This is a genomic window from Solibacillus sp. iso_87, assembly GCF_056173085.1.
The window spans coordinates 2,253,554-2,275,792 of record NZ_CM149656.1; the positions used below are offsets into that span (position 1 = coordinate 2,253,554).

Annotated in this window: 25 protein-coding genes and 1 pseudogene; 6 read left to right on the plus strand and 20 right to left on the minus strand. The window is 33.3% G+C overall.

Annotated features, from left to right (window positions below; translation table 11 throughout):
- Nucleotides 1-42 precede the first annotated feature (42 nt).
- Nucleotides 43-309: a YesK family protein gene (locus tag AC0VXV_RS11370; protein ID WP_475528267.1), complete on the plus strand. Its 267-nt coding sequence runs from the start codon at nucleotides 43-45 to the stop codon at nucleotides 307-309.
- A 294-nt stretch (nucleotides 310-603) separates the two neighbouring features.
- On the opposite strand, the gene AC0VXV_RS11375 is transcribed toward AC0VXV_RS11370, so the two are convergent.
- The 6 genes from AC0VXV_RS11375 to AC0VXV_RS11400 all read right to left on the minus strand — a co-directional run bounded on the left by AC0VXV_RS11375 (nucleotide 604) and on the right by AC0VXV_RS11400 (nucleotide 4,309).
- Complete coding sequence (locus AC0VXV_RS11375) at nucleotides 604-1,038, minus strand: GNAT family N-acetyltransferase (RefSeq protein WP_079527394.1); 435 nt, start codon at nucleotides 1,036-1,038, stop codon at nucleotides 604-606.
- 39 nt (nucleotides 1,039-1,077) lie between these two features.
- Entirely contained in the window at nucleotides 1,078-1,560 is a 483-nt protein-coding gene (locus AC0VXV_RS11380; RefSeq protein WP_475528268.1) for an NUDIX hydrolase, read from the minus strand.
- Nucleotides 1,561-1,766: 206 nt separating this feature from the next.
- Nucleotides 1,767-2,336 carry a nucleotidyltransferase domain-containing protein gene (locus AC0VXV_RS11385; RefSeq protein WP_475528269.1) on the minus strand — a complete coding sequence of 190 codons (570 nt, stop codon included), beginning with the start codon at nucleotides 2,334-2,336 and terminating at the stop codon, nucleotides 1,767-1,769.
- Between the two features lie 108 nt (nucleotides 2,337-2,444).
- Complete coding sequence (locus AC0VXV_RS11390) at nucleotides 2,445-2,840, minus strand: NUDIX hydrolase (RefSeq protein ID WP_475528271.1); 396 nt, start codon at nucleotides 2,838-2,840, stop codon at nucleotides 2,445-2,447.
- Between the two features lie 58 nt (nucleotides 2,841-2,898).
- On the minus strand, nucleotides 2,899-3,291 hold the full coding sequence (locus AC0VXV_RS11395) for a DUF5412 domain-containing protein (protein WP_079528792.1): 393 nt from the start codon (nucleotides 3,289-3,291) through the stop codon (nucleotides 2,899-2,901).
- Between the two features lie 196 nt (nucleotides 3,292-3,487).
- On the minus strand, nucleotides 3,488-4,309 hold the full coding sequence (locus tag AC0VXV_RS11400; protein ID WP_475528273.1) for a DUF2268 domain-containing putative Zn-dependent protease: 822 nt from the start codon (nucleotides 4,307-4,309) through the stop codon (nucleotides 3,488-3,490).
- Between the two features lie 380 nt (nucleotides 4,310-4,689).
- Here AC0VXV_RS11400 and AC0VXV_RS11405 point away from each other — a divergent pair, with 380 nt between their 5' ends.
- Nucleotides 4,690-5,061: a hypothetical protein gene (locus AC0VXV_RS11405; protein ID WP_475528274.1), complete on the plus strand. Its 372-nt coding sequence runs from the start codon at nucleotides 4,690-4,692 to the stop codon at nucleotides 5,059-5,061.
- 229 nt (nucleotides 5,062-5,290) lie between these two features.
- On the opposite strand, the gene AC0VXV_RS11410 is transcribed toward AC0VXV_RS11405, so the two are convergent.
- From AC0VXV_RS11410 to AC0VXV_RS11425, 4 genes and pseudogenes are all read right to left on the minus strand, one after another.
- Nucleotides 5,291-5,854 (minus strand): GNAT family N-acetyltransferase, encoded by a 564-nt coding sequence (locus tag AC0VXV_RS11410; RefSeq protein WP_475528275.1) that lies wholly within the window; start codon nucleotides 5,852-5,854, stop codon nucleotides 5,291-5,293.
- 116 nt (nucleotides 5,855-5,970) lie between these two features.
- Nucleotides 5,971-6,462: a GNAT family N-acetyltransferase gene (locus tag AC0VXV_RS11415; RefSeq protein WP_475528277.1), complete on the minus strand. Its 492-nt coding sequence runs from the start codon at nucleotides 6,460-6,462 to the stop codon at nucleotides 5,971-5,973.
- Between the two features lie 166 nt (nucleotides 6,463-6,628).
- Nucleotides 6,629-7,264: pseudogene (locus tag AC0VXV_RS11420) on the minus strand (transglutaminase-like domain-containing protein).
- Between the two features lie 121 nt (nucleotides 7,265-7,385).
- Nucleotides 7,386-7,970: a hypothetical protein gene (locus AC0VXV_RS11425; protein WP_475528278.1), complete on the minus strand. Its 585-nt coding sequence runs from the start codon at nucleotides 7,968-7,970 to the stop codon at nucleotides 7,386-7,388.
- A gap of 169 nt (nucleotides 7,971-8,139) precedes the next feature.
- On the opposite strand from AC0VXV_RS11425, the gene AC0VXV_RS11430 reads away from it, so the two are divergent.
- Together AC0VXV_RS11430 and AC0VXV_RS11435 are read left to right on the plus strand one after the other, a co-directional pair.
- Complete coding sequence (locus tag AC0VXV_RS11430) at nucleotides 8,140-9,177, plus strand: DUF1835 domain-containing protein (protein ID WP_475528279.1); 1,038 nt, start codon at nucleotides 8,140-8,142, stop codon at nucleotides 9,175-9,177.
- 49 nt (nucleotides 9,178-9,226) lie between these two features.
- Nucleotides 9,227-9,547, plus strand: a complete 321-nt coding sequence (locus AC0VXV_RS11435; protein WP_475528280.1) for a hypothetical protein — start codon at nucleotides 9,227-9,229, stop codon at nucleotides 9,545-9,547.
- Nucleotides 9,548-10,249: 702 nt separating this feature from the next.
- Here AC0VXV_RS11435 and AC0VXV_RS11440 read toward each other — a convergent pair.
- Both AC0VXV_RS11440 and AC0VXV_RS11445 read right to left on the minus strand, forming a co-directional pair.
- Complete coding sequence (locus AC0VXV_RS11440) at nucleotides 10,250-10,681, minus strand: hypothetical protein (protein ID WP_475528281.1); 432 nt, start codon at nucleotides 10,679-10,681, stop codon at nucleotides 10,250-10,252.
- Nucleotides 10,682-10,903: 222 nt separating this feature from the next.
- Complete coding sequence (locus AC0VXV_RS11445; RefSeq protein ID WP_475528282.1) at nucleotides 10,904-11,587, minus strand: hypothetical protein; 684 nt, start codon at nucleotides 11,585-11,587, stop codon at nucleotides 10,904-10,906.
- An 87-nt stretch (nucleotides 11,588-11,674) separates the two neighbouring features.
- Here AC0VXV_RS11445 and AC0VXV_RS11450 point away from each other — a divergent pair, with 87 nt between their 5' ends.
- Complete coding sequence (locus AC0VXV_RS11450) at nucleotides 11,675-12,544, plus strand: helix-turn-helix transcriptional regulator (protein ID WP_475528283.1); 870 nt, start codon at nucleotides 11,675-11,677, stop codon at nucleotides 12,542-12,544.
- A 457-nt stretch (nucleotides 12,545-13,001) separates the two neighbouring features.
- On the opposite strand, the gene AC0VXV_RS11455 is transcribed toward AC0VXV_RS11450, so the two are convergent.
- From AC0VXV_RS11455 to AC0VXV_RS11490, 8 genes are all read right to left on the minus strand, one after another.
- Nucleotides 13,002-13,853 carry a MurR/RpiR family transcriptional regulator gene (locus AC0VXV_RS11455; protein WP_475528284.1) on the minus strand — a complete coding sequence of 284 codons (852 nt, stop codon included), beginning with the start codon at nucleotides 13,851-13,853 and terminating at the stop codon, nucleotides 13,002-13,004.
- Nucleotides 13,854-14,215: 362 nt separating this feature from the next.
- The gene (locus tag AC0VXV_RS11460; protein ID WP_475528286.1) at nucleotides 14,216-14,491 is read right to left on the minus strand and encodes a hypothetical protein; all 276 of its coding nucleotides are present in this window, start codon (nucleotides 14,489-14,491) and stop codon (nucleotides 14,216-14,218) included.
- A 16-nt stretch (nucleotides 14,492-14,507) separates the two neighbouring features.
- On the minus strand, nucleotides 14,508-15,860 hold the full coding sequence (locus tag AC0VXV_RS11465; RefSeq protein WP_475528288.1) for a TRAP transporter large permease subunit: 1,353 nt from the start codon (nucleotides 15,858-15,860) through the stop codon (nucleotides 14,508-14,510).
- A 58-nt stretch (nucleotides 15,861-15,918) separates the two neighbouring features.
- A complete protein-coding gene (locus AC0VXV_RS11470; protein WP_475528290.1) occupies nucleotides 15,919-16,797 on the minus strand; it encodes a DUF1932 domain-containing protein in 879 nt (292 codons plus the stop codon).
- Between the two features lie 16 nt (nucleotides 16,798-16,813).
- Complete coding sequence (locus tag AC0VXV_RS11475) at nucleotides 16,814-17,497, minus strand: RraA family protein (RefSeq protein ID WP_475528291.1); 684 nt, start codon at nucleotides 17,495-17,497, stop codon at nucleotides 16,814-16,816.
- A 458-nt stretch (nucleotides 17,498-17,955) separates the two neighbouring features.
- Nucleotides 17,956-18,396 carry an NUDIX hydrolase gene (locus AC0VXV_RS11480; protein WP_475528292.1) on the minus strand — a complete coding sequence of 147 codons (441 nt, stop codon included), beginning with the start codon at nucleotides 18,394-18,396 and terminating at the stop codon, nucleotides 17,956-17,958.
- A 252-nt stretch (nucleotides 18,397-18,648) separates the two neighbouring features.
- Nucleotides 18,649-19,125, minus strand: coding sequence for a DinB family protein (locus AC0VXV_RS11485; protein WP_475528293.1), 477 nt, complete (start codon nucleotides 19,123-19,125; stop codon nucleotides 18,649-18,651).
- Between the two features lie 655 nt (nucleotides 19,126-19,780).
- The gene (locus AC0VXV_RS11490; protein WP_475528294.1) at nucleotides 19,781-20,167 is read right to left on the minus strand and encodes a molecular chaperone; all 387 of its coding nucleotides are present in this window, start codon (nucleotides 20,165-20,167) and stop codon (nucleotides 19,781-19,783) included.
- Between the two features lie 244 nt (nucleotides 20,168-20,411).
- On the opposite strand from AC0VXV_RS11490, the gene AC0VXV_RS11495 reads away from it, so the two are divergent.
- Nucleotides 20,412-21,982, plus strand: a protein-coding gene (locus AC0VXV_RS11495; RefSeq protein ID WP_475528134.1) for an IS3 family transposase whose coding sequence is annotated in 2 segments (ribosomal slippage) — nucleotides 20,412-21,048 and nucleotides 21,048-21,982 — 1,572 coding nt in all. Because the reading frame shifts where the segments join, the coding sequence is not laid out codon by codon here.
- Nucleotides 21,983-22,239 lie beyond the last annotated feature (257 nt).

A 22,239-nucleotide genomic window follows, 5' to 3' on the forward strand; every position in this document is an offset into this window, starting at 1 on the left:
AATTTGCTCAGGTTACAGAAAAACATAACAGGAGGTAATTAAATGAATGCTTTGATGTTAGAGGGATGGACTCCTATATTACTTTGCGGAATTGTGTTTGCAATAGGAATGTATATTATATCCCGTAGAGTTTCAAGAAAAGCTTTAATTTTAACCGCAACTGTATTAAGTCTAATTTGTATTGGATTAATTGTTTTTAGCAAGGAAGTAGTGGGTGGTTGGGATGGTATCTTTTTGGCTTACTTTACGATTACTATTTTTGTAGGAGTATGGTTAGGTACTTTTATTGGCGCTATTTCAAAGAGGTAAAAAAAATGGTTTTCTCGTTTTAAATTACTTATTTGATTACTCTTTTATCTGCTGCTAGTAGTTCCAGATTACGGTAAGAACAAATATAGAAATTATTTGTTACAACTCGGTTGCGATTGTTGGAAAAGTATTTAAATAAAAGCTCACCTATGTTTCTTATCTTTGATCATTCGTTATGCAACATTTTATAACCTGTCGAAAACAACCGATTGAACTTTCTAGAAATGCGTTTAATGAAAAGTGACGCGATCCTTATTAAAGTTTTACCCCGGATTGCTGAAGTTAGCTTTTAAATTACTTAGACTGTGGTAACATTTTAATAAAATATTTTGGTGACTCTTCAAATCCTTGTCTTATATAAAATCTATGTGCATCAATTCTTCTTGAATGACAATGTACTTCAACTCTGTCGCACTTTCTCTTTATAGCCAACTCAGTACAGTATTCCTCAATCTTACGCCCTATTCCCTTACTTCTTATGTTTTTATCAACAGCAAAATAGCTTATTCTTGCGAAATCCCCTTTAACAGCTAATTGAGGTATAAAATGAACGGAAATTAAAGCCATTATTACTTTATCTTCTTCAAACACTAATAATTCCTCATTTGGATCCTTTAGAAGTGTTTCAATTTTTCCTTTTATAAAAAGTTCTGTATCTGGATAATCCAACTGTGTTAATAATGAAGATATCTGGGGGTAATCATTAAGCTCCACTTTTCTAATGCCCATTTATTCTATTCTCCCATCGATAAATTTAAAAAGTATATACTATATAGTACATTTCATTATTTCCTGATAAATTATATTCCATTTTGTATAATAGTTAGAAATGTCTTTAGGATTTATAAAGATACGTTGGGTGGATTCATATCTTCCTTCAAATGGTAAAAGTTTAGTAATATTCATTTTATAAAATACCTGAAAACCGACTTTTGGATATGGACTGCTTTCGTTCCACATTGGATTGTCATGATGGTCTACGATTATGTACCCTAACAACCTACATTCTCCTTCAATATAACCTTCTTCTAAAGCTTCCCGTTTAAAGCATTCTTCAGGAGTTTCCTCAGGTTCAATGTGTCCACCTGGGAAATCCCATCCCCTATCATTTAAGTCGACTAATAAGAGTTGATCATCCTGAAAACAAAAACCATGTACACTTGTAATTAAATTATATTGAGGGAGTAAGGTATTTTTTTCCCATGTTAATTTAACTCTTGATTCACCCCAATTGGCGTAAGTTGTAGTCATTTTTCTCCTCCACCTCAAAGCTTCTTTGAATCATAATGTTTATTTCACTTTCGACAATGAACATTATAATTCCTTCTAAAAGCCTCGAAGACGTGACTAGAAACTTCCTCTTAAGATTATTTAATGAAGACAACCGCAATCCTTATTAAAGAATTGCAATCGCTTGTGGGATAATAATTAGCTATTTTAAGATTACTTGAAAAATATTAGATTAAAAATTGAATCCAATTATGTTCGGGTTCGTGAAGTTCAAGTGCTGATTTGAGCCATTGTCTCTTCTTATAATCAAGATGGTCCTTTACAGTAATAAAATCTTGATGGTCTTTTTCTCTTGTATTCTTCGCCTTATATAAAAGCACTATTTCTGGATTAAGATATGGAATACCCGTTTCAGAATAATTCCACACTGAATATAGTGGTGAGGAAATCCTAAAATCTCTTCTGAATTCCCAATCATCATCTTTTGCTTCATTTAGAAGAACTTCAATTTTATCTCCATTTAACTTATTGGTAGCATGAATTTCATGTATAGGTAGCTCTATAAACTCATTTCCCCAATTATGGAATTCACTTTTAAATACTTTCTTAAAATCCCATTCTTTTAGATAGGCTTTTAAATTTAGTTGGTCTTTTCGAAATATAGCTATCTCTATATCTTTGTGTTCTCTTGTTTCTTTTCCTATAAAAAGATCAATCGCCCACCCACCAGCAATGAACCAAGTTTTATTAAATTTTGCCATCAAAGAAGTTACATTTTGGCATTGTTCAAATGACATAAAAATCCCCCAAATCTAAAATTCTTACTTTTAAAAGAGCATATACAAGCTCGATAATATTTTTACATCATTCAATAAACAAACTGATTTTGAATAACATCACCCTCATTAATTAAATAAGGACTGAACTTTTAAAGCTACTTCTTTTGGTTTAACGTCAATACACGATAACATTTTTATATCTACCCACATTGGCAAATATATTCCTCTCGCTCTCTCTTTGTCTGTGTATTCTTCACCTTGTCCAGTACCAAATGTTCCATTAATGATTTCAGTTAAGAAAAAGTGTTGAGTTCCATTATATTCAATTTTCGCTAAGCGCTCATTGATCTTTACCTCTACTCCCAATTCTTCATATGCTTCTCTTTTAGCTCCTTCTTCTGGAGTTTCCCCATTATCTATTCCTCCTCCAGGAAAAACAAAGTAAATCGAGTTATCTCTAATTCTTTTAATTAACGCTACTTTGTCTTTTTCTACTATTATTACTGAAGCTCTATCCCTCATAATCCTGCCCTCTTCCATTCAAGTCTTATTATTTGCGTACAAAACTGTGAAAACTGAATTATTGGTTACGAAAATCGAATTTTTCTTTAGGAACTTCAAGAGTATGTCCATTAATTACAACTGTTTTATTATCTAACCATTCAATTTTGGCTGTTGATTCTCGGTAATTCCAATAGATATTTTTTGTTTTACCATTTTGCTCATTAAATACTAATTCACCTCGTACAGCATCAGCACTTAAGCTTGGACTCGATACATAGGCTTTTAAAGTATACGTACCATCAGGAGAGGTTTCTTCCGTAAGATATTCACCAGTAGGCAACCTTTTCATATCGAAAAATGCCCAATAAACTCCATATCCAATAAACCCCATAAATAATAAGCCCATAATGAGTGCAATCTTTACTATCTTTTTTCGCCTTGCCCCTTTTATTGTTGAGTTAGCAGTCATACCATACACCCCTTTTTTATTTTGAGGATAGGTTAAATAATTCCTTTTATTGGAGACTTTTTTTATTTTATTTTGTTCCCGCAACATCGTTTGGTAGGATCCTTTAAATTTTTTTTCACAAGTTCTCAAATGTAAAAAAGAGCCCTTCCTTATTCAATGAAAGTGCCCAATAGTTGAAGAGATAGTGCAATTTAATTTAATTTTTTGTGCTATGTAACTTATATGTCATAACAAGCTCTTCCGGATTAATCTCAAATAGTTGATTTAAATTTTCAATTGGATAACGTTTTATATAATCCTTTACAGCATAGTAGGCAAACGAATAACCAGCCATAAAAGGAATTTGTAGCTTTACGCTTCCAAAGCAAAGTGGTCCTTTAATTGCATTATCATCTGTATTTAAAAATCTTTTTGCTTCTGCAATATAATTTTCTTCTACTTCTAAAGTAAAACTTTCTTTCCACCAGCGTTTATCTTCGAATAGTTGCAAGCTAAAATATTCAGCTGTCCCCTCCATTTTGTACCAATCTTTAAGTGGGAATTGATCAAGTGTTAACTTATAAATGGGATTTTGCGGTGCTGCATGATGTAGCTCGTGTGCTAATAAATAGCGTAAGAATGATATGTCCGGATCAGCAGGAATAGCAATCCAAATGCTCTGACTACTATTCGTAAATCCATTTGTCCAAATCGATTGATCTATATTCAAAAACCAAGGAAAAGGAAGTGCAGGTACAATTGTGATTTGTAAATTATCATCAAGTTCAATATGCTGTTTAACAAGTTGGACCGTTTCATTAACAACCTGTTCAATAAATTCCTCATTCCAACTGTGAGCAAGTATATCCTCTATTGGCAGGTCTAAGAATTTAAAAAGTTGAAAACGTGATTCAATATCTTGCCATTGATTCATCCAACTATTCGAATTGATCGTAGGGTGAATCATATTATATAAATAAATATGACTGTTATCTTTATTATCATTTAATAATTGAGGTGTTAATTGTATGATTTTCATTTAAGTAACTCCTTCTTGTATACTCTCAAAGTATGATTTCTTAATATACATATATATTTCCATAATAGCTATATTTTTACTTCAATACAATAATTCGCGGTATACAAAAAAGTCCCCTAAACTGCCTTTTTTTAACATTCTCTCTAAAGAATATTATTTAATTTGTCTCCTTTTAAAAAATTTTAAACATAAACCTATATAGACACTCTTCTAATAAAATAAATGCCTAGATTATTTCAAGCAGCTAGTTAATCAGCTAATAGGCTAAACACCATTTGAATAAATTCAGAGTTACCTAAGATATTCGTCCACAGTCTTTTTCAACTAAAGCATAATCTAGTGACGTAATACCAAATAAACTCGAAAGGAGATGATTATTTATGCCGGTTACTGGAAACCAAAACACTGAAGATAATCTAGAAGTAATTCAAACTCAAAATCAAGGGTTATTGATTCAAAATTCTCATACTGTTGACGTAACTCAAACGGAAGTACAAGGTCTTGTGGTAGTTCAAGCTGCCCTACAAGCTGCTATCGAAGCTGCCATTGTAGTTTTAGGCACGAATGAGAATGCTGATGTAAGCAATCTTCAAAGCATAGCTCAAAATTTAGCAGTTACTCAAACCGAAACTCAAAACGTTACTATTATTGACTCTGATGCAATCACTGTAAGACAAACAGAAGTTCAAATTGACGTAGTAGTTCAAGCAGCCATCCAATTATTAGCTCAGTTAGCTTTAAGAGTCGCTTAAAAAGGAATTTACACTCTTAATTTTTGCAATACAAAAAAATTGTAAGAGCTATCCTACAATCTTTTGTGGATAGCTCTTACCTATTTTAATGATTCACAATGTCTCTGTTCATTTTCGATAAAAATAGTTCAAATTAGTAATACTATTTTTTAGATGGAGACTAAAAAAGACACAATTCCTTGTTATAGAATTGCGCCCTATTATTGAATACCAGCGAATTATTAGCGGGTTAGTTAATCTTATTAAATTCACTTTTTAGTAACGTGTAATGATAATATAATTGATCTTCTATCTTAATATTCCCACTAAGTTGAAAGCCACATTTATCTAATACTTTATTTGAAGCTACATTACGCGGAAGAACTACAGCATTTAATTGTTCAACATCGGTGTTTTTAAATAAGTAATTTATTAACCCATTTACTGCTTGGGTTGTGTACCCCTTGTTTCTAAAATGCTTAGAAATAGAGTAAGCAACTTCTCTATTCGGTCCACTTAGTTCCTCTTTAATACCTGTATTACAGAAACCAATAAATTCGTCAGTTTCTTTTAAAACAATTCCCAACTTCAGCCACCTTTCACCTATGCTTGGAACATTAGCTAAAAACTCTTTATTTTCCGGAATCTCATAATTTGTAACCCAGTCTAACCTTTGTTCCCTAGTCGAACGCCAATCCGGCAAAAACTCATAAACTTCGGGTTGTGAAGTCAGTTCATAAATAGCATCTACATCTTCTATTCTAAACTCTCTTAATAAAATTTCACCGCAGTCTATTATAAATAAATCATTCATAATCATTTTCCCTCCAAAGCAATAACATTCTTCGCTAAGTTGGATAATTCCTTCTTCAAAACTGCTGGTTAGTTCACAATCTGGTTATTCAACATGACCCGTTAGAATTTATCAGCTTAAAATTCTCCACCTGAGTCAAGTCTAATTTCATAACACCACATCTGTTCATTTTCTTCTAACTTTTCGTAAGTATATCCGCATCTAGAAATCAGTTTTTCCCAATATGTTACTGACGGACGGTTTGCTTTTAATACATGCAATGTGCAAACTCCTCTATTCTTACTCCAAAACTCTTTACATATGCTTTCACATATTCCTCTTCCTCTGTTTGTTTCAATTAAGAAGATTTCATCAATGGAACACACATTTTCTTCATTACTATCAGAATGGGAAAATACAACAAATCCTATGGGTTTCTTATTCTCAGTTATACAAAATGAATTCAGATTCCCATCACCTATAAGTTGTTCAACTTGCTCCGATAAATAATTACCTTGGCTATCAATCTGCGTCCCAAGCCAAGGATTATATTTTGAAAGTTCATGGGCATATATATTAAAAAAATTTATAAATGCATTTTTCATTTCTGATGATTTTATTAATTCCACTTTTTTCACCCCAGAGATAAATTATAGTAGTTTCTAAATGATTTTCCTCTTTTACGGTCAATGACTAAATCTTAAAATTACACTATATAGTACCATCCATCAGATTAACTGAACACCTGGCCTGAAGATACTTAAATTTTTAATATCGTGAAATTCCCCTAGTTACTCATACGTTTTTCCACAATATGCCCTTTAAATGAAAAAGGACCCCTTCCTTATTTAAAGAAAGCGCCCTATCTGTATGCTCTCTTAAAACAGTTATAGTTTTTAAATTAGGCTTTACAAAAATAACAGGGTAGTCCTTTTCATCAAATTTCTCATTAACTGAAAAAGCTAATTTTTCTTCTTCTAATGAAAATTGAGCATCATCACCAAGTTTATTTCCTCGAGCATCTAATCGTATTCATTTATTTAGAGCTTTTAAATAAACAGCATTTAACGCATGAAGCGAATACCCTTTTTCCGGGGTGTCAAATAACATCAATCGCTGATAACAGAATCCTGTTGGTATTCCTTGTGATCGCAATAGTGACGCTAGAAGGTTTGATTTAGCATAGCAAATTCCTTCTTTATACTTTAAGACTTCTGAGGCTTTACAAGTAACTCGCTTCCCTTGAATATCCCATGAATGAGAAATTGTATCCCGAACAAATTCAAAAGCTAATTTTGTTTTTTCTATATCCGTTTGAAAGTCGGTAAAAAGTTCCTCCGCTTTTGCTTTAATTAAAGGGTGAGAATAATTAACTTCATTTATTTCGATTAAGTAATCATCTAATTTCTCGGACTCACAAACTAACTTCATAGAATTCCACTCCGCCTTTTGATTAAATATTTTAGAAATTACATAATTCTACACAAACCAAAATGATATTCCTGAAACCATTCTTAATAGAATAAAGCACTTTATATTATGTATCACGACCTTACAAAGAGCTTTTTAGTTCACCAGTTGACTTAAATTTATCCTCAATAAACACTACCGTTACATCGGCATCTGAAGTTGAATTATTATAACTGTATATTTCTAAAATGTCAGATTCAGCAATGAGTGCACCTTTACCACCAAGAATCTTAAATGCTTCCTCCTTTGAAATCCCTTTTTCTAGCTTATTTAATTGCCCAAGGTTTATTTTAATTTCAGATGTTTCTAGCCCTAGTTGTGCTTTATAACTCAGTTTATCTCCCACGAATGTCATCTCAGAAACCGAAGATTCACTATCTGTTTCAAATTTATATATAGCCGTATTATGCGAATCATCATCTGAGTCACTTAATGAAACTACTGTTCCCTTTGATCCAATAATATTAAATACCTCTTCGGAAGTCATACCGACCTTAATTTGTTTATACACTTCTTTAGAAACTTTTCCATCTTCATTATCACCTAATGGTAAAGTTTCTTTGTTTGAAGCTTCCTTTATTAAAGCTTCTTCATCGGAGGTTTTTTCACTACATCCTACTAACCCAATACTAAAAACCAATGCTGCGCTAAATATTAAATTCTTCAACCAATTCAACCCCTTATATTTCCATTTTAGAAGATTGAGAACTATATGTATATTATTCCTTCAATTTTATTCAATTTTGATTTTATATTCGATAATATGCGCTTTAATGAAATGAAGGCCCCTTCCCTTAATTAGATAATGGTAAAATTGAAAAAAGGAGGTTTTTTAATTGTCTGATGAAATGAAAGAAATGATTAATCATTTGGATGATACAGAATTAAAATCATTATTACTTCAAGTCTTTTTGCGTATGCAATTAGTTGAGGAGAGAAAAGGCTATTCAGAGCAGCAATTCTTTTTAGATGTAAAAAATACATATACCGACCTGTTAGCGTATAAAAATAATCAAGAAAGTAACCTACAAACACAATTTCACACAACTCATCTTGTCTTTGGTGATTCACCCGCTGGTAGTTTAAGGGTCGCTTTAAAAAAGTCAGATTTAATACAACATGAAAACATCATTAACATCTCAGATATATTTTCGATAGGTCCTATTTGGAACTTACATACGTCAGAAGGTATCAATAATCGCTACAACTGGTTGCGTACTCATATAAGTATGGATGATGAAGTGCTATTTGCTTACGAAGACAACTTTAATAAAAACATATTAGCGCTCGAGCAAATTCCAAGCCATCATAAAATTATTATTTGGACTGGAGAAAATGCACATGAGCAAACCGCCTTACGATTAATGCTCTATATATTAAAAGAAAAAACAAACGAAATTGTGATGATCAATATCAATGAAGCTTATAAAATGCATTTTGATCGAGCTGAAATTGAATTTACCCCACGACATATGGGTGAAATTTCTGCGAAGCAATTAAAGCAAATATATGTAAATAATAAAAATAGTCATGTACTCACACAAACAGAACGTAAAACATTCGAACAACAATGGCTACAACTGTGCGTTGAAAAAGAAGTTTTACGCATATGGGAAAATAACGAAATCGTAAGTGTTTCAGAAAATTACTACGATGCGTACATCGTGGATACGGTGAGAAATTTTGAGGAAAAGAAAAAACAAAATGACTTTATAAAAACAGCCAGAATTATAGGCGAAGTAATGGGCCATTTAAATCAATATATTGGCGACCGCTTTATCGAACATCGTGTCATTCGCTTAATTATGAATGGCGTCTTCGATATGGAAGGTGTGCCGACAGCAATGCGCTATTATAGCATTAAAATTAAATAATAAATTTAGCTTTCTACCTTATGTCACAACGAATTTTGGAGGTAATTCAATGAGCTATTGTTCATTTATAGCATCAAATCTTGAAATGCCAGAAATAGAATCCAAAGCAAAATATATTACGGTCAAAGAAGCAATTGAATTAGAAATAACACCGCATGAATTGGTTCCTTGGGAGAAGATGGACCCGATTGCCCAAGTCTTATTTGTTGAAAATGAAGAGGATTTAAATGAGTTAGTCATCAATAAAGACTGTTATTATAACGTAAGTGAATATACAGGCTATCCATTTATATATGAAGTGAATTTCCGTTATTCAGAATTAAGGGTAAAGCAATTATTGGATTACTTAAAAGACAATATTAGAGAATAACAGATAATTGAACTATGGCGAGTATGGATTGGTCATGATGATAATGAACTAAATATACCGTACAGTAGGTTTAATTATAACGAATTATCTCTCAATCATCTGATCCAGATGTACGATTGGAACGACGAAAACTATAAAGAACAATATTGTATAGTATTAGGTAAGTAAAATTATTCATATTCAAAAAGCATATACAATCCAATTAAAAAAAGAGGCGAATATTTTGAAATCATTAGGTATCGGGATTGGAACATTGCTAATAGGGCTTATCTTATGTACATTTTTCTCAAGTATTTTTAGTTCTGGTTCACCCAAAAACGGAAGTTCCTATTTAGGTTTTATAGGAACCTCAATTTTGTACTTAGCATTTGTAATGGCAGTATGTACATATACGATTATTAAAAAGATAAGTAATTAAAAATGAGTAAAATATACAATATAATAAAAATAATATTCCGGAATTAAAGTTTAGAGATTAAGGAAAATCGGTAAACATTGTTGCTGCAGCGTTTACCGATTTTTTAGTAAAACATTGTTTATATGAGACTTTACACATTTTGTATTATTAATAACTTTTATCTTATTTAAACACCCCCACTAATATTCTATTGCAAATTAATTGCTTTTGTATTTATTGTAAAACGATCTTTTAATACTGTAGCTAATAAAGTTAAGAAAACTAATGCATATCAATTAAGTAGTTCAATTTTTTTCAATCGCCATACGCAAGTTCGAGATAACGCCAATAAGCAATATTAACGAGCAAACCATTTTTTCAAAAATTGTCCCATACAATTGTTGTATAAATCCAAATGACCAAAGTACAACAAAAAACCAACATATGAAAGTTATTCCTCTTTTGTATTTATATATTTTAATTCTACCAACAATTAACGTAAAAACTAATCCAATAGTAGAAATAACGAGATTTATAACAGTTATTGGTAGCTGTTCAGCAAAAGAATCAGACCTTCCACCATTAACCCATGTGAATGGAATACTTTTGCTTATAATAAGAAAGTGGATCAAGATAGTCATAGAGTAAAAAATAATTCCCATAAATACAGCAGTTTTCATATTAATTTTCCTGAGTTTTTCTAAAATAAAATCACCTCTTTTTTCTTCCTTTTTCAATTTTATTAATCCAGTAATAAACTATTCCTAAAAGTAAACATTTTATTATCTAGAAAGGCACTAAACGAATCGGTTCATTTAGTGCCTTTTAAGTTAACCTAGCGTTTTCACAAAAGAATGATCTTTAACAATCTGGCCCTTAAGCTAAAGAAAGCGCAATACTTTTTCTAGAATTGTGCCCGATTATTGAACAACAAATGTGCCGAATGTATGAGGTAACACTTATATTTTATTTGTTTCTAATATGCTGTTTGTGTCAAACCAAAGTATATACCCTAGCCAAACGAAAACTGCTCCCATCGGTAATGCTAATATTCGATCATAAGGGTGAGGAATGATTGCAGTAGCTAAAGTTACGACAGCAGCAAATGAAAGTAATATACCCGCGAAGCGTGGAAATACTTTAGCACGATACATTGCAATTCCTAGAAGTAAGCCGCCAAGCATATATAATATTCCAGCAATGGGGACCAATATCGTAAAAACTCCCAAATTAATCTCCGAATTATTCTCGCCAAAGAGTCCTAACATACCCTCTACAAACTTAGGTGCTTCATTTATAAGCAGCGGATAAACAAATGCTTCAATGATACTAAAAGTCATTGAAATTAACCAAAACAAATTAAAAAAGATAAATCCTATTAAACCAATCCACCCTACTACTTCAACTTGTTTCATGTAAATTCCAATATTACCTATTATAAAGGATAGAGACATAAGAATGCTTAAACAGGCAACGATCTGCCAGGAACTTAAAGAAACAGATGTTAAAATTTCAGGTGGATGGATGAATTGAATCACTGTGTATAAAGCTCCTGCCAAAACTGAAAATAATCCTGCAACTTTTTTAAAATTCCTTCCTGCAATATTCAATTCATTTTCCTTCACTTCAAATTTTTTTGACATTCGTAATCCTCCTTGTAAAAACGAATTATTATTTTTTAAAATTCATATAGTTTACTAATTGATATGAAATAAGAAAGAAGTGATATCGTGGAACATTATGATCTAATTAAAAATGCATTAGACTATATTGAAGAGAATACAGAAGAATCTATATCATTAGAGACTGTATCAAATCACTTCAATATTTCGAAATTCTATTTTCATAGACTTTTTTCCGCAATGACTGGTTACTCTTTTAATAACTATTTACTTTCTAGAAGATTAAATAAGTCCATTAATCTAATTCTAAATGAAAAAGTATCTCTAACAGACATTGCATACCGGCTTAACTTCGGAACTCCATCGTCTTTCACTCGTGCCTTCAAAAGACAATATGGGATAGCTCCTAGCAAACTGAATGAAAATTTGTCGACGATCAATGTATCGCCTATTCCTTTCGTTGTAAAGAAACCGATTAAAAACATAAATGGTGATATAGTCACCGATTTTACCTTAACTGAATTCGAAGAAATGCGAATTTGCGGAATCGCATTTTCAGTTGATTTAGCAACTGAAAATTACAAGCTGAAAATTCGATCGCATTCGAAAATGCTCTTAGATAGTATTAATCGAACTATTAATAGTCCGTGCTATGTCATTTACTCAAATTGTCAGCCAAACTCAACACAGTTTAATGTTTTATTCGGAATTCCATACGATATCCAGATTAATAAACCTTATTATTTTACAGATGATATACCAACAATATTTTGTGCTAAGTTTAAGTATTTAGGTGACATCCTCGACATAGGGGACGTTCTTACTACTGACTTTGCTAGATTTTTAAAGATTTCCAAACAAGAAGCAGAGGAGTCCAGCATTGAAATGATTCAAGTTTTTGAAAACGTTCATCAGCTTGATTCTTCTTATCATCTTTACGTACCAATAAAAAAACATCCAATTGATTCAGATTGTTAATTTTTAATTATTTGCCTCCATCCAAATATTTTTTATTACTGTTAATTTAAAATAACATCAAAAGAGTATGTAGGGCTTTCCACATCTTGCTGTAATTTTATTTATTGGATAATGGAAATTCAGCAACATTATTTTTTGGCCATGTTCGCCTAATGCCGTGTCATAAATAAAAAAATGATCTATAATTTCATAAAAAAAGCCTCTATCTTAAATTACTAAGTAATAAAAGATAGAAGCTTTTTTAATTTAGCTGTTATAGAAAGGGGTGATGACAATGCCACCATAGCAGCATAAGATTATTTACTTAATAGGACAACTAATTGAAATAACCTTGATAAATGGTCCAGGGACATCATTAACCACTGAATCACCCATTCGTTGTAATGTACAAGAATGTTATTCAACAATATTTCACAATATAACAGACAGCAAAATATTAAACTTGTCTTTCCTCACGTCAGTTCACTGAGTGATAATTGATATCTGTCAAGATTGCGTTTACTTTATCAAGTCGTTTTTTTGTTTGGTCAGGATATTTAATTGCTAGAGCGCTGATTATATAATCTGCCACAAACATTGCTGAAACAGCTGAATTATGAAAAGCGATACTACTTGAGTTACATGGCAAGATTATGTCTGAATGCGACGCAATTGGCGATGAGTAACTATCAGTAATGGAAATGATTTTTACACCACTTGTTTTAGCTGTCCTGGCTAAATCAATAATTCTCCGGGCATAACGCGGGAAGCTAATAGCAATCACTAAATCATTTTCATCCATATCGACAACATTATCCACCCAATCACTTAGATCAGCCACAACAAGACTAGCATTGCCAAAAAGTCGATTTAGTCCATGTGTTAAGTATTGTGCAACGGGTAAACCACTCCTTACACTCGTACAAATAATCCGATTTGCTGACAAAATCATTTTTTGCGTATGCTCGAGCGTATCGTGTGAAATTAAATCAATAGAGTTTTGAATATTTCTAATCTGTGTTTCTGCATATCTACCCCACAGATCGTTGTCTTCGATTCCTTTTATATTTGCTTCTAGTCTTGTTTGAGGAGCAGCTTGGTTTCTCAAATTTTCTTGAAGACCTTTTTGAAATTCAGTATAACCTGAATAGCCCAAATTAAATGTTAACCTCATTATAGTTGTAGTACTAGTTTTTACTACACCTGCAAGTTGATCTACCGTCAAAAAGGCTACATCAAGTGGATGTTTAATAATATAGTCGGCCACTTTTCTTTGTGTTTCTGTTAATGCACCAATCTTTTGCTGTAATTTCAGAATCGGATTTTCCATAATATCTCTCCAGACATGTTGTTACTGTGATAAATTTTCCACCTTGTTTTATTTGAGAAAATATTATCACGTTTTCCCTTTCTTGTAAAAAAGAAACTTGCCGGATACATCAATCGATCAAAGATATTCCTCCCATACATACATAAAAAATCTCGGCATCCCAACTGTAGAAGATGCTGCTTTTAATGAAAGCAGTCCTACAAACCCCAGGGAATAGAACAATTGCTATTATTTGCCCTTTCCCACTAAAGTAGTTAATCAATTTTCCTGAACCTTCTTCAAATAGACTCAACCCTTCGACTTAAATCTAATGTGAAAAGTAAAAGCAGACAGACCAATATAAATCGTCTGCCTGCTTTAATTTAGCGAACAAGCTCTAATTCCTCATTGACCTCACCTGAAGAATATACTTTCGCTTTCTCCTCTTTTTCATTAGGAAAATAACCAAGAATGAAACCGAAAATACCTGCTATTGCGCTAATTATGAAAGTCGGATTCGCAAATATTTCCCAAGATTTTATTATCCAATCGCCCTTTTGAAACAAAATACCAGCCGACTGACCAAGGACAAGACAAGTTCCACCGATGATAAACATCAAAAGACAAGTTTTAAATAAAAAGACGATAATATTTCTCATATTTCTCAACTCTCCTTTATACAAATACTGGTAATATATTCATAGCAATCAGATAACCAATCAATAAAATAGGAATAACATAGTATACCACTAGCGGAACAAATGTTTTTTCGGGATTAGCACCTGCCAGCGAAGCTGCGATAAATATTGATCCGGAAGCCGGAGGTGATGCACCTTCTGTAGATGCAAAAACAAGAATTGCCACTACTGCAAGCAACGGATCAACACCAGCTGACACCATTGCCGAAAAAGCAACCATTCCAATTGCAGTTAAAGTAGCTGTTGATGACAAAGGACCTGCAACAAGTGCAAAAAGAAGCGAAATTAACAGTACCATTAGCCACTTAGAAATTGCGATAGATCCCATTAAAGTTGTTAAATCATCAGGAAGACCGAGATCTGTTAGTACCTGGCTAGATGCGTAAGCAAAGACAAGCAATGCACCGATTGTTGAAAAGCGAGGTATTGCTTTATTTAAAAAATCTGACCAACCAGATGCAGTTTTGGGTAAACTCTTCCATCCTACCATTACACTAATTAAGATAATTAGTATCGGTATCCACGTGATTAGTGAGATACTTTCCATAGCGTCTTCCCCGATATTTGGATTATTCATAAAACTTTCTGCAAGGGGACCAATCGTTACGACAATCGGAATTAATGCCCCAAAGAAAATTAATGTTGACTTCCACCCTGTTCGAAACGCTTCTTTTAAAGGCTGGATAAACTCTGGTGAAATCGCTTTAATATTGTCACGCTTAACAAAATACATGATAAGGAACACTCGATAAATAACTTGATAAACTCCTGAAATAAACAATGCTACATACAAGTCCCCCTCTGAAACAACAGCTGCAATAGGTGCGAATCCAAGCATGATGAACATTGAAGCACTAGGTGGCAATGCTGCACCTAGGCCCCCATTGCCGGCTACAATAGTTGCTGTTCTTTCACGTGAAAAATTAGACTCCACCATCCACGGTGCAGTAATGGAACCTGTCGTAGCCGTATTGCCCGAGTTCGACCCTGCAAGCGTTCCCATTACTGCCGATGCGATTGTGTCAACGTATGCACCACCACCAGGAAGACGACCAAGTAAAGAGTTTAGTATTTTCACTAGTTTGGTAATAATTGCTGTATGATCAATGACATACGCCATAAAAACAAACGCAACAGATGCATATAAAACTTCATTTGTAGATGCAAATACAAGTCCACTCCAAATTAAATCGAAAAATTGTGTTCCCCCAAACAAAGAAGTTGCAATAAACCCTGCTAACATTGCCTCTGCAATATTACGTTTAAGTACCAGGTTCCAAAAAACAATTATCCCAATAAATACTAGCAATGCCCAAATCCCTACACCCATACTAACACCCCTTGTAAAATTATAAGATTATTGAGCGGAAATATTAATCGCGCTATTTTTATGTTGTAACTTTAAATGCTTCAATAACCTGCTGCCATTGTTCTGGCTTTTTACCATGATACTTCTCTTTTAAATTTAATAAAGCAAGCTTTTCTATTTTCGCTTTTGCTGCTTTCGACATCGAGGAATCAATCTCAGCTGATTCTAACATATCAATTGTCCCTCCAAGTTCAATAGAACGTCGAACGGCATGAAGTGCAGTACCCGTAACAAGGCGATTCATTGTTTCTTCAAATGTTCTTCCATTGATTGTTTCACTCAGTGAATTAATGACAAGGTTCTCTACATTAAAATGATGTGCAGCTTCTAACAATTCAATATAAAGACCAACTACACCCTTCATATAGATGCTCCGGATTAGTTTTGCAGCAGTAGCTTCACCAGGTATTTCACTAACCTTCTCAATATTCATACCATAGCCAGACATCATTTCAATAAAGACATCAGATCCATCACCACTAGCAAGAATAGGTACTTTATGTTTATAAACTGGTAACGGTCCCATCATCGCAGCATCTACAAATTTCCCGCCAGACGTGCAAATATTAGATGCTATCTGTTTTTTGATATTCGGGTTTGCTGCTGAAACATCTATATAAACAAGGTTATTATTTACATGTGACATTAATTGTCCACTTACTTCAAGCGCTTTATCAGCAGGTACTGCAACAATGACAACTTCTAATTCTTTAAATACCTCATCAAACGATGTCACGATTGTAACGTTTGATATTTTAGCCCGAGTCCGAATAAGTTCGCTATATTCCGGTACGTTCCAGAGTGGATCATAAGCCAACATTTTTTGTATCCCTTGCTCATTTAAACCAGATGCTAATTCAAAAGCAGCCTCCCCAAATCCAATAAAACCTAAATGCATATTCACTTCTACTCCTTTAAAATTCAAATTCTTTAATTTTTTTAGCTAACCATTCAGGGGCTATACTGTTCTTATCTGTCTTTCCTTGTTTTCGGTTCTCTTCAAAGTTAGCAATTGTCTGCATCCGCTTTTCCTCATATTGAAGCTTTGCTTCCGCTTTTACGAGTACGCTTTCAATTTTTTCATTCGGGACAACAACTACACCATCGTCATCACCGACAATTAAATCCCCTGGAAAAACGGTAACTCCAGCACAGGAAATTGGTATATTGATAGCACCAGGACCGTCTTTAAATGGTCCATTAGGAATGAATCCTTTCGCAAAAATTGGAAGTCCAATTTCATTCAACATTTCTTTATCACGTACAAGTCCATCAATGACAATTCCCTCAAGGCCAATTGCTTTAGCAGCTCCAGCCATTAATTCACCCAGATAAGCATTTTCTGTATGTCCTTTTCCATCTGCGACAAGCACGTACCCCTCACCTCCACAGTAAATCCCTTGATGTAGGAAAAGATTATCTCCTGCTCTCAAATCAACTGTTAAAGCCGTTCCAACTACTTTCATGCCCCATGAAACTGGTTTAACTTTGTAATCCATTGAACCTGTACAACCTTGTGCATCTGATATTAAAGTTGAATTTAACTTTTTGGCCCTTAAAATAACTTCATTAGACAAAAGCGGTACTGTATAACTCATGCAAACACTCCCTTATATTAATATAATTTTAATTCTTCAAACTATCATTTCTTCCAAAACGAATGATAGCGGTTTCAAAAGTAACTAAAAAATTTAATCTTAAGTGTAGTAAAAATAACAACTAATTTAGATAATGTAATATTTATTACTACTAAAAAAATAATATCACCGTTATATAATGTTGTAAATAGTTTTTTAAACATTCTAACTTTATAGAAAAAATAAAAACGGACAGAGTAATCTGTCCGCATTTATATTGTTATATAGAGTTTTTTGTTGAATATTCCTTTCTTGATTTATAGATAGCCCATTAATGAAAAGTGAAGCAATCCTTATTCAAGAAAAGCACCTGATTGTTGAAGATCGTTCCTAGACTGCAGCTATTACCCTCTATCTGAAAACATAAGTTTTTAATTATTATTCAAATCTCATATCATACTATTGTGGAAAATGTATACCTAATATCTCACCTGCAAATTATCTTGTAGTACTTTCTCTGCAAGTTTAATGTTTTCTTTTAGAAATAAAGGTAGTTCCTTATGTGCAAGAATCTCTGATGTAGTCATCCAAATAACATCATCCACTTCTTCAGTACTTTTAGCATATGGTTCTCCAGATTTATGATGACATAGGAAAACGATATCGATTACATTTATCCCTGATTCTGTCACGAAGGAGGAGCTATTTACATATTTAATGCCTGTAATTTCGCTACCTACTTCTTCAAAAACTTCTCGTTTTAATGTTCTTTCCAGAATATCAGACGAATCACCTTCAATTTCACACTTTCCTCCTACTAATGAGAGACCTCCACCAGCATGCTCCTCCTTTTCACTTCTGCGGATTAAAAGCCATTTCTCATTGCGTCGAATTGCCCCTTCTACATTTACTATAAACATAAAATCCCCCCTAAAATTTATACTTTATCCTTAAGCACTTGGCCCATTTCATTTCGTAGACGCATTTTTCTGCAGAATTGCGCCCGGTTAAAGTATCTTTAAACAATATCGCATTAACCATATAACACACCAATTATTACCACATTAAAACCTTATTCAACAATATGGCTTTTTAACGGCAAAACGGGATTTTTTAATTGAAGCCTCGCGCCCGATTGTTGAATATCGTTTTTCAACTAAAGACCCCTTTAGTCAATAAGAATGAATAGAATTGAAGCTTCTTCCAATAAAGTTAGCAGGTACGGGGTTGAGTTCTAATTCTCTTGACCAAATAGAGAGTTGACCAATGTGATGAATTTCATGGGCAATTATATGGTGTAATATTTCCTCAACGGTATATTTATCTTCATCCCAAGGTACAGATACATCTTTATTTTTAAATTCATCTATATCTTTATTTAGGAATTCTGCTATTTCATTTCGCAATCTATCAGAAAGAGCTTTAACCTTTTCAGGCGTATCATAATCAGCAAATTCAACTACTATGTCTTCTTTTCCTTGAATACCACGAAGCCAACTGTATTCAACATCAATAATGTGAAAAAGAGTATATAATATACTCCCTACTCCACCAGTTCTTTCTTTTTTTAATTCCTCATTCGATAGCTGGTAACACCAATCAAACCATTCGTCTCTTACCTGCCAGTTATATTCAAAAAAATTTAACAATGTGATCACTCCAATATAATTGTTTTAACTATAAGAGTTAGCTTCTTGTCACTAAAATTCCTCTATATTTTTTAATAATTTGCTAAACGTTTCTTATCAAAGAAACTAATTGATCACCATTACAATGTGTAAATAAGGGAGACCATCTAATCATCATTCAACTAAAGCGCCCAATTATGGAATAAGGGTTTGTCATATTCATGTGGTATCCTACCTTACATAAAAAGAAATTCCCAAATAACGTCGCTTTGTTCGCATTTTTTCAATTAACACAGCAGGAAATTGAATAATTACTCAAAATTACTGATAAATAAGCTAAAAGCAGTGTTCAAATGAAGTTAGTGTTTATTCGTCACGGTGAAGGAGAACAAGACACTTAGGGAACCATCACCCCTTATTCAATTGAATAGGGGGTATTTTGGCTGCTTGAACTTCCACAAAACCAGCTAATAGTTGTCAATAAGTTGGAAAGTTCAGGTGTGTTTGGTTAAATTGATATAAAAAGCGTGGTATCCAACTTGCGAACTTACGTCATCGAGTTTACTCAAACCTTATTTGTAATAAAGCCCCCTCATTTTAGTACAGAATAAAAAAGAAGACCTTCGCCTCAACAAGGGTCTTCCTGTTTAGATTACATAATATATATAGCTCGAATTTAACTCGACTGCTCATATGCCTCACCAAATTCACGGTTAAACATTTCTTTAAAATCCACTGATTTGAAAAACGGAACATCCGTGCAACCTTCTTCCAGCGCTTTATAAATGGCTACTAGCACTTCTTCATTGGATACAATCCCAAATAAGCTTTCTCGCTTAATCTCACCTGTCGTATATATTGATAGGTCATCGTAAACTACGAAATCGACGTAGCGAACAACATTGAGGAATCTGCCCCGATGTGTTACAGCAATTCGTAAGGGATCCTTTAAAGAAATGATCTTATTTTTAAATCCAAACTGGATGCCTCCAGCTGGAATGGAAATGACTATGTTTTTCTCTGTTTCTACGATATTTTCAATTTTTAAGAATTCAAGTTTCATTATTACTCCTCCTAGTATTACACCTAGCATATACCCTGTTTTTCTGATTATTAATATAGAGGAGCATAAAAGGATTTGTTAAAAAAACTACTAAGGCACTCAATTATGTATAATATATAAATAAGACGTTCTCAAACCAAAGTTTGGGAAGACTCTAGAAAGGCACAAATGTTGTAATGATATGCTCCCCATTAGGTAGACAGATTAAAAAATAAAATCTGTTTATCAAATGGGGAGTTTTTTCATGTCAAAAAAATCGTTTTCACCAGATATAAAATTATTAGCACTTCAATATTTAGAAGAAGGCTATACACTCCAAAAAGTATGTACAATGTTTTCAGTCAATATGAGAACCCTACAAGTTTGGCGCGCTATTTATAAATATGGTGGAGTAGAAGCGCTCATACGTCCTGTAAAAAATAAGATATATTCAGAAGAATTGAAACAACGTGCTATTAAAGATTATTTATCAGGAAACTACTCCCAGTTCGATATCCTAGCTAAATATGGGATTAGTAGTTTATCAGTTTTCAATACTTGGTTAAAATTCTATACTAGTCATAGTAATTTAAATGATACGGGTAAAGGAATGATCCAAACTATGACTAAAGGGAGAAAAACAACAGTAGAAGAACGTATTGAAATTGTAAAAGCCTGCCTAGCGTACGACAAAAATTATCAAGAAACAGCAGCACAATATGAGGTATCCTACCAACAAGTCTACCTATGGGTACGTAAATTTGAACAAAATGGTGAAGAAGCACTTCAAGATCAACGAGGTCGCACAAAACCAGTACAAGAAAGAACACCAGAGGATGAATTACGCTTAAAAATTCAAGAGATGGAACGTGAAAATCAAAGATTACGTGCAGAAAATTTACTTTTAAAAAAGTTAGAGGAAATCGAAAGGAGGCGTCGTTAAGTAGAATTCGTATTCAAAACCGTTATATAGCAATACAAGAGCTAGCTAAAAATGAAAAAATATCAATCGTTTTATTATGTAAAATCGCCAAGGTATCCCGAGCAGCTTACTACAAATGGTTAAATCGTCAACCAACTGCGCAGGAACTGGAAAACAAACAGCTGGTGAAGTCTATCCAACATTTATATACACAAGTAGATGGCATATACGGCTATCGTCGCATTACGATGACGATTAACCGCAAACGCAAAACCGAAGGTTTAAAGAAAGTGAATAAGAAACGAATTTATCGCCTGATGCAAATTTGCGGTTTGGAGGCGGTTATTCGACGTCGCCGGAAAAAGTACCCTAAAGTAAAGCCGGATTACTTGGCTGAAAATGTATTAGCACGTGAATTCACTGCAGAAAAACCGAATCAGAAGTGGTGTACAGACGTCACAGAGTTTAAATATGGTAGTGGGAAAAAGGCTTATTTAAGTGCGATTATTGACCTCTATGATAAGTCCATTGTGAGTTACGTATTGGGACATTCGAATAATAATGACCTAGTTTTTAAGACAGTAAGACCCGCTATACGAACATTAAAAGAGAAGGAATTCCCTCTTTTACATAGCGATCGTGGTTATCAATATACATCGAAAGAATTTAAGCAGATCATGGATCAATCAGAAATGATTCACAGTATGTCTAGAGTAGGCCGTTGCATCGATAACGGTCCGATTGAAGCATTTTGGGGAACCTTAAAAGTAGAGAAGTATTATTTATATAAGTTCGAGTCGTTTGAAGCATTAAAGCAGGCCATTGATACGTACATCAAGTTCTATAACAATGAACGTTACCAAGAAACATTAAACGGCTTGAGCCCTCTAGAATACAGAGCTCAAGCCGCGTAAGTCATTTTTAATATTTCCGCTGTCTACTTGACAGGGAGCAGTTCATAAATCAACGTTTGTGCCTTTTCGCTTTAAATATTGATTTTACAGTTATCTAGACATACTGCATAAACAGTTGAAGTATCAGCGTTTATAATAGCATGTACATAAATTTGCATAAAAACTCGAATAGTATTTCTTATCGTCAAAAGTGTTATTCAACAATATGGCCCTTTAAGCACTTTTCTTAATTTCAAGAAAAACGCCCTTTAATGGAA